At 27.5% G+C, this 13,433-nt stretch carries 10 protein-coding genes, 1 tRNA gene and 1 pseudogene; 3 read left to right on the plus strand and 9 right to left on the minus strand.

Going from position 1 to position 13,433, the window contains the following annotated elements:
- Window positions 1–230: 230 nt before the first annotated feature.
- Together Q1X91_RS11800 and Q1X91_RS11805 are read right to left on the minus strand one after the other, a co-directional pair.
- Window positions 231–662 (minus strand): flavodoxin, encoded by a 432-nt coding sequence (locus Q1X91_RS11800; protein WP_300757642.1) that lies wholly within the window; start codon window positions 660–662, stop codon window positions 231–233.
- A 168-nt stretch (window positions 663–830) separates the two neighbouring features.
- Entirely contained in the window at window positions 831–1,397 is a 567-nt protein-coding gene (locus Q1X91_RS11805; RefSeq protein ID WP_300757653.1) for a DUF3793 family protein, read from the minus strand.
- A gap of 283 nt (window positions 1,398–1,680) precedes the next feature.
- Here Q1X91_RS11805 and htpG point away from each other — a divergent pair, with 283 nt between their 5' ends.
- On the plus strand, window positions 1,681–3,597 hold the full coding sequence (gene htpG / locus Q1X91_RS11810; protein WP_300757661.1) for a molecular chaperone HtpG: 1,917 nt from the start codon (window positions 1,681–1,683) through the stop codon (window positions 3,595–3,597).
- Between the two features lie 581 nt (window positions 3,598–4,178).
- On the opposite strand, the gene celB is transcribed toward htpG, so the two are convergent.
- Window positions 4,179–5,516 carry a PTS cellobiose transporter subunit IIC gene (gene celB, locus Q1X91_RS11815; RefSeq protein ID WP_300757664.1) on the minus strand — a complete coding sequence of 446 codons (1,338 nt, stop codon included), beginning with the start codon at window positions 5,514–5,516 and terminating at the stop codon, window positions 4,179–4,181.
- Between the two features lie 228 nt (window positions 5,517–5,744).
- Between celB and Q1X91_RS11820 the strand changes: the two genes are divergently transcribed.
- Window positions 5,745–7,172, plus strand: coding sequence for a 6-phospho-beta-glucosidase (locus tag Q1X91_RS11820; protein WP_300757667.1), 1,428 nt, complete (start codon window positions 5,745–5,747; stop codon window positions 7,170–7,172).
- A 376-nt stretch (window positions 7,173–7,548) separates the two neighbouring features.
- Here Q1X91_RS11820 and pth (Q1X91_RS11825) read toward each other — a convergent pair whose 3' ends face one another.
- The 5 genes from pth (Q1X91_RS11825) to Q1X91_RS11845 form a co-directional block, all read right to left on the minus strand.
- Window positions 7,549–8,448 carry an aminoacyl-tRNA hydrolase gene (gene pth / locus Q1X91_RS11825; protein ID WP_300757670.1) on the minus strand — a complete coding sequence of 300 codons (900 nt, stop codon included), beginning with the start codon at window positions 8,446–8,448 and terminating at the stop codon, window positions 7,549–7,551.
- The gene (gene pth, locus Q1X91_RS11830) at window positions 8,445–9,035 is read right to left on the minus strand and encodes an aminoacyl-tRNA hydrolase (protein WP_300757673.1); all 591 of its coding nucleotides are present in this window, start codon (window positions 9,033–9,035) and stop codon (window positions 8,445–8,447) included. The genes pth (Q1X91_RS11825) and pth (Q1X91_RS11830) overlap by 4 nt, the downstream gene beginning before the upstream one ends.
- Window positions 9,036–9,057: 22 nt before the next feature.
- A complete protein-coding gene (locus Q1X91_RS11835; protein WP_300757676.1) occupies window positions 9,058–9,648 on the minus strand; it encodes a 50S ribosomal protein L25 in 591 nt (196 codons plus the stop codon).
- Window positions 9,649–9,668: 20 nt separating this feature from the next.
- Entirely contained in the window at window positions 9,669–10,622 is a 954-nt protein-coding gene (locus tag Q1X91_RS11840; protein WP_300757679.1) for a ribose-phosphate pyrophosphokinase, read from the minus strand.
- A gap of 26 nt (window positions 10,623–10,648) precedes the next feature.
- Window positions 10,649–10,720: transfer RNA gene (locus tag Q1X91_RS11845), tRNA-Gln, on the minus strand.
- A gap of 194 nt (window positions 10,721–10,914) precedes the next feature.
- Between Q1X91_RS11845 and Q1X91_RS11850 the strand changes: the two genes are divergently transcribed.
- Complete coding sequence (locus tag Q1X91_RS11850) at window positions 10,915–12,366, plus strand: phosphohydrolase (RefSeq protein WP_300757682.1); 1,452 nt, start codon at window positions 10,915–10,917, stop codon at window positions 12,364–12,366.
- A gap of 98 nt (window positions 12,367–12,464) precedes the next feature.
- Here Q1X91_RS11850 and Q1X91_RS11855 read toward each other — a convergent pair.
- A pseudogene (locus tag Q1X91_RS11855) lies at window positions 12,465–13,419 on the minus strand (dipeptidase).
- Window positions 13,420–13,433: the final 14 nt, after the last annotated feature.

Here is a 13,433-nt window from a genome sequence, read left to right on the forward strand (position 1 = left end):
TAATTGCGTTTTTTGCAACTTTTTTGTGCGGCAAAAAAGTTGATAATTCTATATAATGTACATCAGTTGACAAAATGAAATCGTTCCAGTATATACTGATGTTATTAATATTATAATGAATAATCTTGCTAAAGCAGGTTAGGATATTATAATATTAATTAATAAATAATTAAGAGGCATTAACTTTTTTATAAGCTAATGCCTCTTATGTTTTAGGATTTATTTTTTATTTATGCTTTCATCAATGCTTCGCCCAAACTTATACATTCACTTACAGCATTATCATCTGGAGTAAGATTTGCAGTAAGTCCGTCTTTAACTAAAGAAGCACCTGCAGAACTTACATCTTCCTGCCAATTTCTCATCCATTCTCCATCGCCCCAATCATAAGAGCCGAATAAAGCAACTTTTTTGCCTGATAAACTTCCTCTTACAGAATCATAAAAAGGCTGAAATTCTGACTCTTCTAAAACTTCAGACCCCATTGCTGGGCAGCCTAATGCTATTTTTGAATAGTTGTTTATATTTGCCGCATCGAAACTTGATACACTAAAAATATCAGCTTCTCCTCCGGTATTTTCTATGCCTTTTTTTACATTCTGAGCCATTAACTCAGTATTACCTGTGCCGCTCCAATATATTATTGCTATTTTATCACTCATATTATTACCTCCTTATGTAATAAATAATAATTTATAAATATTAGAAAGCCAAATATAAAAATTGTGAGCATATAGCAAATTCATTTGCTATACATTTTTAGCGGACAATTTTTATTAGCAATAATAAGAAAAATAATAATTTTTTGTTTTAATATTTTTATCTTATTATTATGAAGAATGATGTTTGTAATCGTCCATTATCTCCAAAATGCCCTTTCCTCTTAAAAATGTATTCACATAAAAATTTCTGCATCTATTATAATTATCAAAAATTTCAATAGCTTCTTTTTTATTATGATACACTTTCCAATATCCAGTATATAAGCTATTTTTTCCATAGTTATTTATAAAGCCGTCTATATCTATAAGAGGGTAGCCTAAAAATATACCTATTTCATGAGGAAATATTTTATAATACTGCATTCTCCTTTTCAAAACCTCTATGCTTTCATATATATTTTTTGACTTATATCCGTAATTTTTCAAAAACTTAAAAACATTATCATCTGATAAATAATTTTCTAGCTCTTTTTTATTATAAACATAAACTACAGCTTTATTATTATAATATTTTATTATAGTTATATTTATGCCTCTTTTGTTTAGAATATTGTTGTATAAAGAAACTTTTTTATTAAGTTCTTCTTTATCTTTATATTCATAAGTAAATATATTAGCTATTTTTATACCTGATAAAGCAGGTGCACAATGGTCAATAATTAATTTATCAAACATTCAATCTCCTATTGTTAGAGTATTCTAACATATAGATTAAAAATTGTCAATAGTTTTGTTAGTATATTCTAACATTTTTTATAAAATTTTAAATAAAATTAAATCATGCATTTAAAATATTTGCTTTTTTTTAAATTTTTATTATAATTGTAAAATATTCATAAACTTTTTACTTTTTTTGTTTTTAACTTTTATATATTTAGACTTTATATATTCACTTTAATACTTTTATATTTAATCTTTAACCTATAAAGAATTTTTTATAAATGAAGGAGTTTATATTATGGCAGAAAAACAAATACTAAATTTTGAAGCCGAAACTAAACAAATATTAAATTTAATGGTGCATTCTATATACACTCATAAAGAAATATTTTTAAGAGAGCTTATCTCAAATGCAAGCGATGCATTGGACAAAGCAAGATTTGAATCTATAACAAACGGCGATAAATACCCAGACATAGATAATTTAAGAATAAAAATAGATACAGATGAGCAAAACAGAACTCTAATCATTCAGGATAACGGTATCGGTATGACTAGAGAAGATGTTATTAATAATATAGGTTCTATTGCAAGAAGCGGTACTAAAGCATTTTTGGAAAGAATACAAAAAGATAAAGAAGCATCAAAAGAAAGCGGAATAGATTTGATAGGGCAGTTCGGAGTTGGTTTTTATTCTGCTTTTATGGTTGCTGATAATATTGTAATAGAGACAAAGCATGCAGACAGTGAAAAAGGCGTACGCTGGGAAAGTAATGGGGACGGATCTTACTCTGTAGAAGATATTGATAAACAAGACAGAGGAACTAAAATTATATTAAAACTAAAAGGAAAAGATGAAAAATTAGAAGAAGAAGGCTTTATTGATGATGATTACTGCAATAAATATACATTAGAGCGTTTAATACATAAATATTCTAATTATGTTCATTATCCTATAGTTATGGATATGCCTATACCTAAAAAGGACGAAAAAGAAGTTCAGCAGTATGAAGAGAAAACTATTAACTCTATGATAAGCATATGGCAGAAATCAAAAAGCGATGTTAAGCCAGAAGAATATAATGAGTTTTATAAAGAGCATTTTCATGATTATACTGATCCTTTTGAAGTTATACATACTAAAGCTGAAGGCACTATAGAGTATACTGCACTTTTATTTATACCTTCAAAAGCTCCTTTCAATTTCCTTCACCCAGATTTTGAAAGAGGACTTGAACTTTATTCAAGAAATGTATTTATAATGAGCAAATGCAAAGACTTACTTCCAGAGTATTTAAAATTTGTAAGAGGATTAGTTGATTCTCCAGACTTCTCACTTAACATTTCAAGAGAGATTTTACAGCACAGCACCCAATTAAAAAGAATAGCTTCTAATGTTGAAAAGAAAGTTCTTGATACTTTGGAAAATATGCTTAAAAATGACAGAAAAAAATATGAGAAGTTTTTTAAAGAGTTCGGCGAATCTATAAAAATTGGCATATATTCTGATTTCAGCAAAAAAGATAAACTTGCAAATCTTTTATTATTCCAATCTTCAAACACAGCTGATGATGAATATACTACATTAGCAGAATATAAATCAAGAATGAAAGAAGGGCAGGAGTTTATATATTATGCTGCTGCTAAAGATAAATCTGCTATAGAAAAACTTCCTCATATGGAAGGAATGAAAGAAAAAGGCTATGAAGTGCTATACTTTACTGACAGAGTAGATGAGTTTATGGTTAGTATGATGAGAGAGTTTGACGGTACTAAACTTCATTCTATACTTCAGGCTGATAATTCTGAAAATAAAGATGAAAATAAAGACAGTGCCAACAAAGAAGTTCTTAATGCTATAAAAGATGTATTAGGTGCTGATAAAGTTGCTGAAGTAAGAGAGACTGACAGACTCAAAGAGAGTGTTGTTTGTTTGTCAAATAAAGAGGATTCTATCAGCTTTAATATGGCTAAAGTTTTGGCTGAAACAGGAAATAATATGTTTGGTATGAGGCCTGAAAGAGTATTAGAAATTAATACTTCTCATGATGTTTTCAAAGCTATAGAAAAAGAATACAATGAAAATAAAGTTTCTGATATTTTCAAAGAATACAGCGAGCTTTTATATGATGAAGCCTGCATACTTGAAGGACTTCCTCTTGAGGATCCAAAACTATTTGCAAGCAGAATGAGTAAATTAATGCTTAAATTATAAAAAATGTTTAATTAAAATTGGTAACTGATTAGAAATAATTAGTTTATCAAAACAGTAATAAAAGGCTTGGGTTTTAATACTTGAGCCTTTTTTATTTATTATAATTATTTTAAGTTCATACCTATATTCGTAACAGAAATTTTCTCTATATTTAAAACTTGAATTATAAAAGCTATAGATTTCAATTACCATAGCTCTAAAACATATTTTATTAATAAAATAGTAATTATATTTGAAAAAATAAAAAATTGACAAATTATAATTGTTTAGGTATATACTGAAAATTTTTAAGATTTGTCAATCTTTTTATTCAACTTTTTCCCGCCTTCGCTTACCTACGGCACACAGAAAGTTGCTGCCAACACTACAGGTGGACTTCGTCGGCACGCAGAGCGGGCACGACTGTGTACTTTGTAGGGCTAGTCCCCACAAATCTAAATTTTAAAAATTTATTTTTGACTATAGATAGTTGTCAGTATATACTTATGTAATTATCTATAATTCTTAGTAAAGCTGCAAAATTAAAGCATTGTCAATGATTTAATCACTAACAATGCCTTGTAAAAATTATAAATTATATATTAATTATTAGCACTTTCTTCTTTCTCTAATTCTTTTACATACATATTCAAAAAAGGCTTATAAATAAAATAGTCCAATATAATCAATCCTATTATCAATACTGGGGCTAAGAAGTGTAAATTAGTTGATATAAAAGAACCTAATACAGAAGGAGTAGTCCAAGGTACTAATCCTACTATTCTGCTTATTATATTTAATTTCAAAAATGTATAAGATATAACCGCATTTATAATTGGTGTTATAATGAATGGTATAACAAAAATAGGATTCATAACAATAGGAGTACCAAACATGATAGGTTCATTGATATTAAAGAAACCGGGTACTATAGAGAGTTTACCTACATATTTTAAATGTTCGCTTTTAGTCATAATCATAGCTATACATAATCCCAAAGTTGCACCTGAACCGCCTATATATACAAAACTGTTTAAAAACTCACCTGCAAATACTTTTGGTATTTGTTCGCCTGCTGCAAGAGCTGCTTGGTTTAAGGCCAAATTAGTTAAGACTATAGGGTTTATTATAGCATTAACAACGTTAGCACCATGTATACCGCAGAACCATAATATATGCACCAATAATAATATAATAATTATAGATACTAAACCGTCAGACATACTTAATAATGGCTGTAATATTTTCATTATTAAATCTGGGATCATAATCTGCATGCTGTTTTGTATTATCCAGTTTATAGTTTGGAATAAGAAAGATATAACTGCTACTGGAATTAAAATTTCAAAAGATTTTGATATTGCAGGAGGAACAGAATCAGGAAGCTGAATCATAATTTTTTTGTTTACTAAGAATCTTGATATTTCTACTGCCAATATAGAAGCAATAATAGCAACAAAAAGACCTTTAGCATCCATATATCTTGCATCTAATACCGCTACATTAGTTTCTTCAGCAACATATAATAATTGAGAAGCTGCCCCTATTACAGTTACAGCTAAAGATTTTGCTGATAATAGTAAAAAAGAATACATAGATAAAAATCCGTTTGTAAGTTTATCTATATTGTAATATCCAGCTAATGAATAGCCTATCCCAAATGATATAAATAAGGACATTACTCCCATACTCACATTAAATATTTGTATATAATGTCCAGAAAATGCATTTACAAAGTTTTCATAAGGTTTAAAATACATAAAGTTAGTAGGATCATTTAAAGGTAAATTAAATAATAAAAGTACAAATGAACCTATAATGATAAATGGTGTTGCAAATACAAAACCATCTTTAATACAGTTAAGATATCTGTTTCCTGCTACTTTAGCCATGATAGGGAGAAATTTGCTTTCCATAAAAGCATTAAATTTTTCTTTCATTTTAGAGTCTCCTTAATTTTTTATCTATCTATTTATACTATTTATATCTATATTATTGTTATTTAAATATCTGTTTATGATAATATCATAGCACAGTATAAAACTCCAATTAAATAATTTCCGTATTAATGTACTAATTTTGTTGTTTGAGTTTATAGTTATTTATATTATTATTTTGGTATCTATATTACTGTTATTATGAAATTTATTTTTAATAGGAGTTTATTTATGGCTTTTAGAAAAGGTTTTTTATGGGGCGGTGCTACAGCTGCTAATCAATGCGAAGGCGGATTTGATAAAGGAGGAAGAGGTCTTGCAAATGTAGATGTTGCACCTCATGGTAAAGATAGAGCTGCCGTTATTACTGGTAAAATGAAAATGTTTGATTTTGATAAGGATCATTATTATCCTTCAAAAGATGCTATTGAGATGTATTCGCATTATAAAGAAGATATAAAATTATTTGCTGAAATGGGTTTTAGTGTTTACCGTATGTCTATTGCTTGGAGCAGAATATTTCCTAAAGGCGATGAAGATAAACCTAATGAAGAAGGATTAAAATTTTATGAAGATGTTTTTAAAGAATGTTTAAAATATAATATAAAACCTTTAGTAACAATAACACATTTTGACTGTCCTATGCATCTAATAAAAGAATACGGCGGATGGAGAAATAGAAAACTTATAAAATTTTATGAAAATCTCTGCAATGCTATATTTAATAGATATAAAGGATTAGTTGAATATTGGCTTACATTTAATGAAATTAATATGATACTTCATGCACCTTTTATGGGAGCAGGACTTTGTTTTGAAGAGGGTGAAAATGAAGAAGAGGTTAAGTATCAGGCAAGTCATCATGAATTAGTTGCAAGTGCTTTGGCTACTAAAATAGCACATGAGGTTGATCCTAATAATAAAGTAGGCTGTATGCTTGCTGCTGGAACTTATTATCCTTATTCTTCAAAGCCTGAAGATGTACTAGCAGCTCAGCAGAAAAATGATGAGATGTATTTCTTTGTTGATGTTCAGTCAAGAGGAAAATATCCTGCTTATGCTTTGAAAAAATTTGAGAGAGAGAATTTAAATATAAAAATGGAAAAAGAAGATTTAGAACTTTTAGAAAAATATCCTGTTGATTTTATCTCTTTCTCTTATTACACTACAAGATGTGCAAGTGCTGATAAAAGTAAATATATTATGCCTAAAGATAATATAGCAGCTGATATAAAAAACCCAGAATTAAAACAAACTGATTGGGGCTGGACTGTTGACCCATTAGGTATAAGAGTTACTTTAAATGATATTTATGACAGATATCAAAAACCTATGTTTATAGTTGAAAACGGACTTGGTGCTTATGATAAAGCTGATGAAAATGGATATGTTGAAGATGATTATAGAATAGATTATTTAAGAGATCATATCAAAAATATGAAAGATGCTGTTGAAATTGACGGGGTAGATTTGATTGGCTATACTACTTGGGGACCTATAGATTTGGTTTCTGCTGGTACTGGTGAAATGTCTAAAAGATATGGATTTATATATGTTGACAGAGATGATTTTGGTAATGGTACTTTAAAAAGAAGCAGAAAAAAATCTTTCTTCTGGTATAAAAAAGTTATTGAAAGTAATGGTGAAAATTTAGAATAAATTATTTAAATTTATGAAATTAAAAAGCAAGATTCTGTTTAGATAGTTTCTTGCTTTTTATTTTTTTATCATACTTGTAAAACTAAATTAATAAATCTTTAGACTATTATATTTTTTTAGTATTTTTTATTTTATAAATGTCTTTTTTTCCTTGAAAATATATAAATTTAAAAAAGTAATTTTAACAAATTGTAATTGTTTAGGTATATACTCTCAACGCCAAATGCCAAAAAAGCTAGATAATTTTATAAGATGCAGTTTTTTACAATTACACATAAGAAAAAATTATAATCAAAAAATTAACTATAATGCAAATAAAAAGAGTAATAATATTAAGTTTTTATTCTTACCAGTTTTAGGTTTTTATATAGTTTTATTATTTAATTTCTTTATATAATATAACATCTTTACCGCTTTCAGTTAATTGAGCAAGTTTAGGAACTATTGATTTGAAATGTTCAGTATTATTATGATTTTCTATGGATTTCTCATCTTTCCATTCTTCTATAAAAGTTAAATATTTACCATCTAAACTTTCATATAAACTATATGATATACAACCATCTTCTTTTCTGCTTTTTTCTATAAGTTCTTTTGCTGTTTCAATAAATTCTTTTCTATTTTCTTCTCTAACAGGATTTTTTGATACTATTTTTATCATGTTTTTATTAACCTTAGATTTATCAGAATTATCTTTGTTATTAATTTTTTTATTATATTTATTTTGGGCTATTATAGGAGATTCAAATAATGCTGTTTTAACTGCATCTATAACATTATCAGCAATAACAGTATTTAATTCTTCAATTTCTTTTTTACTAAAATTTGAAAGGACATAATCATTAACTTTTTTACCAGCACTAGGTCTTCCTATGCCTATTCTAATTCTAGTAAAATCATCACTATGAAGCTGAGCAATTAAACTCTTTATTCCATTATGCCCACCCGAACTTCCGCCTTTTTTTATCTTAAAAGTTCCAAAAGGTATATCCATATCATCGTATATCACTATTATATCATCAAGTTTTACATTAAAAAATTTGGATATATAAAGGGCTGATTCTCCAGAGAGATTCATAAATGTCTGAGGTTTAAGAAGTATATATTCTATATCCTTAGACTTTCCTCTTGCATATAAAGATTTCTTTTTATTAGTATCAAAATTGAGAGATAAATTTTCTGCTATTTTATCAATAAGAATAAAACCAACATTATGCCTGTTATTCTTATATTCATCACCTGGATTTCCAAGCCCTATAATTAATTTAGTAATCATGAATATTTCTTTTTCGCAGCCTGAGGAGAATCAAACAACGCTATACAAGTAGCATCTACAACATTATCAGATATATCTCTAATTTTTTTTCTTTCATCTTTGGAGAAAGGTGCTAAAAGGAAATCAGCTTTTTCCTCATTTTCTGGGCAAGCTCCTATTCCAACTCCAATTTTAGTAAAATTATAGCTTTTTAAAGATTCTTTTATACTTTTTATACCATTATGATCTATTGTATATTCTTCTGTTTCTTCCTCAGAACCATCAGTTTTTGAAGGTATAACTCTAAATTCCCCTATTGGAACACTAGTATCATCATAAATCACTATGATATTTTCAACAGTAATTTTCATAAAACTAGCCATATAAAGAGCTGCTTCTCCAGAGAGATTCATAAAAGTAAGAGGCTTTAAAAGTAAATACTCCATTTTACCATGTTTGCCTCTGCCAAAAACAGTTTTCTTTTTCTTAATATCTAATTCAACATTAAGTTTTTTAGCAACTCTATCCAAAATCATATAACCGACATTATGTCTATGATTTTTATATTGTTCTCCTGGGTTACCAAGTCCCATTACTAATTTCATCATCAAATAGCAATCCTAGATGTAATTATGCTTCAGCACCTTTATTAGCAACTTCGTCATCTTGAGTAGTAACAACTGTAACAACAGCTTTAGAACCATCACCAACAGGATCAACACCTTCTGGGAATTTGATATCGCTAATATGTAAGCTGTCACCTACTTTTAATTCGCTTACATCAACTATTAGTTCTCTAGGTATAGATCCAGGCAAAGCTCTGATAGGCAAACCATATTCTACTTGTTCAAGAGTACCGCCGCCTAAACGCACACCTTCTGGTATACCTTCTATGTGAATAGGAACATAAGTTTTGATTTTTTTATTTCTGTCTATTTCATAAAAATCTATATGTCTGATACTTCTTTTTATACCATCTATTTGATAATCTTTTACTAAAACTTCTCTAGCTTTATCATTTTCTATATCTAAAGTAATTATATCATGCTGACCTGCCAAAGAGAAAACTTTAACAAATTCTTTTAATTCCACAGCTATAGAATATTGATTTTCTCTTCCGTAAAGAGTGGCTAATGCATAACCTTCATTTCTCAATTTACGTCCAACGCTTTTAAATTTTGTATCTCTTTGTAAAGCTTTAATAGTATAATTCTCGCTCATATTTCTTTCCTTATTATATTTTACTTATCAAATAGAACACTTATAGAAAGTTCCATATGTATATGTCTAATAGCATCAGCAATTACAGGGGCTACCGAAAGAACTTCTATTTTGCTTCCTAATCTGTCTTTCATAACTTTCAAACTATCTGTGATATAAAGTTTTTCTATATCGCTTGCATTAATTCTCTCATAAACATCACCTGAACATACTGCATGAGTTATAAACACATATATTTTTCTCATACCTGCTTTTTTAAGGGCCTGCATACTTTTTATGAGAGTACCGCCTGTATCTATTATATCATCTATAATAATAGCATCTTTACCATTGACATCACCTATAATGTTCATAACTTCGCATTCATTAGCTCTGTCTCTTCTTTTATCTATTATAGCGATATCAAGATTAAGCTGTTTAGCTATAGCTCTAGCTCTTCCTACTCCGCCTATATCAGGTGAAACTATAATAGAATTAGACATATCAAGGTCTCTTTTTATTTTATCCAAGAACACATTTTTTGAAAGCATATGATCAACTGGTATATCAAAAAAACCTTGTATTTGTGCTGCATGCAAATCGAGAGCTAAAACTCTATGAGCTCCAGCTTCTGATAATAAATTAGCAACCAATTTAGCAGTTATAGGTACTCTAGGTTCATTTTTTCTATCCTGCCTAGAATAACCATAATATGGTATAACAGCCGTAATACGTTTAGCACTAGCTCTTTTTAAAGCATCTATAATACAATAGAGTTCCATCCAGTTTTCACTGCTTGACGGACGACCTGTAGGCTGTATTACATAAGTATCTTTGTTTCTAACGGTTTCCTCTATCTGTACAAATGTCTCTCCATCGGCAAATTTACGTATTTCCATATTACCTAACTTGAGACCAAGATTTTTAACAACATCTTCTGATAGCTGAGGATTTGCTGTGCCGCTTAATATCAATATTTCGTCTTCTATACCCATTTAAATACCATTAAAAAGTAGAAAAGTTGGGGTGGAAGGATTCGAACCCTCGAATAATTGGACCAAAACCAATTGTCTTACCGCTTGACGACACCCCAGTATCAAATAAATTTAATTTATTAAATCTATGAGTGTCATCATTCTACTACATTACAAAATTTTGTCAACACTTTTTTTATAATATTTTAATTTTTTATTTGTAAAATAAAATAGAAAATAGTAAACAAAAAAGTTGATAAAAAAACAAAATAGTTTATGATAGTTATCATAATACTTACAGAGTTCGATTTTTATGAATATTAACTTAGATAAATATGTTTTAGTAGATTTAGATTTTATAAAAAATAATAAGGATATTATCAAATTTCATGCCGCAGAAATAATATGCACTAATGAAGATAATATGTATTTTTCTGTACCGAACTATAAAATTGATTTATTATTTAATAAAAATTATGTTAATATTGATGTTTTCAATAAATTCTATATCACTAAATCATCTAAATATATACTAGACTTGGTAGTTGAACCGCAAAATAAAAAAGATTATAAGCAAATTAAAAATATAGATCAATTTCTTAAAGTTTATAAAGACTGCCTTCCAGATAATGAAAAAACTAAAAGACTTGAATATGATATATTAGAACTAATACTTAAAAAAACACCTAAAGAGAGAACTATATCATTAAAAAATTCTTTAGATATATTAAATCAATACTATAATGAAAAATTATATAAGGAATCTGCTGAATATATATTAGATATTATGACAGAACTTGCATTTATAGAAAGAGTAAATTTAATACATTTGGTAAATGCAGCAAAAGACAGTATAAATCAAATATATTTTGATAATGTAGAATCATATGATACACAGTTTATAGCTAACAATATAATACTATTAGTCGTAAAATTGATAGATAAAATATACCCGAATATTAAGCTATTTTATGAATGCGATACTTTTAACTGCAGAAATATTATAGGACATGGAAACAGAGTATTTATAATATTTATAGAGTTTTTACTATATTATAATAAACAAATAAAAAATAAATTTTTATTAAAGACTATAACAAATTTTAATAAGAAATTTAAAAAATATTATGAAAAAGTTTTTAAACATTATAACATAGAAAAAGAAGATATAAAATTTGAAGATATATTTAAAAACGGACTTAAAAAAATATCTCTTCAAAACTTAGCCACATTTGCAGCAGGAGCTTTTTGGCATGATGTTGTAAAAATCAAACAATTAGATTATTTAAATATAAATAAATCTAAAGAGTATAAATTACAGTCAACATCTCATGCTATTAAAGGTTTTCAATTCTTAAAATTTTTTAGAAATTATAATGATGATATAGCCTTAATTGTTGGAACTCATCATGAATACTATGGTTATGGTTACAGTATTTTAAAAGGTTTAATACAGAAAAATATCAAAGAAAATAAGCCTATAAATCCTTCATGGCTTATATCAAATAATTCATCTGATATAGAAACTCTTGAATCTTTAGCATTCTTTCCATCTAAAGTTTTAGAAATAATAGATTTATATGATACAATAGTAACTCCGCAGAAAAACTATGAAAGAAATGGAATAACCGCTAAAGAAGCTGTAGAACTCATGTTTAATAATTATATAAAAGATGAAACTCAAATAGATCCAATTATATTTGAATTATTTATTAATTTCCTATCCGACATAATGAAAGAAGATGTTTCAAATCCGTTTGATTAATAGTGAAAATCAGCATACTTTATTTAAAACTATTAATATTTATAATAGACTTGTTTCAAAACTCAATTTGTTAATATATATTTTTTGATTTAATATTCTTATTTTACAATCTCTTTTATTATTCTATGAAAATTTTTATACTCTATTTTTTCTATTTCTTCATTATTAAATCCTGCTTCTTTTAATTTTATTATAATATCATATGATTTAGAAGCATTTTCTAATCCTTTTACAGAAGGAGGCGTAATTTCATCTTCAAAATATTCATTATAATCAAAACCAAGCCCTATATGGTCTATTCCTATTTTGTCTGCTATGTATTTTATATGATCTGCAGCTCTTTCAATAGTTTGTTTATCCTCATTTTCATCAATAAATCCTTTATAAGAATTAAGCCCTACAACTCCATTAGTATCCCTTATGGCTTTTAATTGTTCATCTGTAAGATTTCTTAAACTGCTGCATAATACTCTTGAGTTTGAATGTGAAGCTATAATCGGAGCTGAAGTTATATTTATTACATCAAAGAAAGATTTATCATTAAGATGCGATACATCAACTATCATTCCTTTATCCTGCATCTTTTTAACAGCCTTTTTACCCAAATCGGTTAATCCTTTATTAAAATCTCCTTTTACCCCAGATGCTAGTTTATTTTCCTCATTCCAAGTAAGAGAAGCATGTCTTGCCCCATATTCATAGTATTCATCTATCAGATCAATATTATCATCTATAGATATAAGTCCTTCAAATCCTATAAATACATATATTTTATTTTCTTTTTTTGCTTTAATAATATCATTATAGTTTTTTGCTATAAGTATTATATCATTAATATATTCTAATTCTTTTTTTTATACATTCCTGTATTTCTCTCACTCTTTCTAAAGCTCTGTTATAATTTTTAGGTTCTGTCCATATAACAAATATAGAACCTTCTATTTTTCCTTTTACTAGATTATCATAATGGTATTTTTTTATTATATTATTTTCACCTTTAAGAGTTTTCACGGCAACATCAGTCCATATATCAGAATGAGCATCAAATATCATCTTTATTTTCCTCT

The sequence above is a fragment of the uncultured Brachyspira sp. genome, assembly GCF_949287625.1.
In the GTDB taxonomy this organism is placed as follows: Bacteria; Spirochaetota; Brachyspiria; order Brachyspirales; family Brachyspiraceae; genus Brachyspira.

What these genes read in the sequence shown, in the direction of transcription:
- Q1X91_RS11800 (WP_300757642.1), bottom strand. Translation starts at nt 662, where the DNA reads ATGAGTGATAAAATAGCAATAATATATTGGAGCGGCACAGGTAATACT.
- Q1X91_RS11805 (WP_300757653.1), bottom strand. Translation starts at nt 1,397, where the DNA reads ATGTTTGATAAATTAATTATTGACCATTGTGCACCTGCTTTATCAGGT.
- htpG (WP_300757661.1), top strand. Translation starts at nt 1,681, where the DNA reads ATGGCAGAAAAACAAATACTAAATTTTGAAGCCGAAACTAAACAAATA.
- celB (WP_300757664.1), bottom strand. Translation starts at nt 5,516, where the DNA reads ATGAAAGAAAAATTTAATGCTTTTATGGAAAGCAAATTTCTCCCTATC.
- Q1X91_RS11820 (WP_300757667.1), top strand. Translation starts at nt 5,745, where the DNA reads ATGGCTTTTAGAAAAGGTTTTTTATGGGGCGGTGCTACAGCTGCTAAT.
- pth (WP_300757670.1), bottom strand. Translation starts at nt 8,448, where the DNA reads ATGATTACTAAATTAATTATAGGGCTTGGAAATCCAGGTGATGAATAT.
- pth (WP_300757673.1), bottom strand. Translation starts at nt 9,035, where the DNA reads ATGATGAAATTAGTAATGGGACTTGGTAACCCAGGAGAACAATATAAA.
- Q1X91_RS11835 (WP_300757676.1), bottom strand. Translation starts at nt 9,648, where the DNA reads ATGAGCGAGAATTATACTATTAAAGCTTTACAAAGAGATACAAAATTT.
- Q1X91_RS11840 (WP_300757679.1), bottom strand. Translation starts at nt 10,622, where the DNA reads ATGGGTATAGAAGACGAAATATTGATATTAAGCGGCACAGCAAATCCT.
- Q1X91_RS11850 (WP_300757682.1), top strand. Translation starts at nt 10,915, where the DNA reads ATGAATATTAACTTAGATAAATATGTTTTAGTAGATTTAGATTTTATA.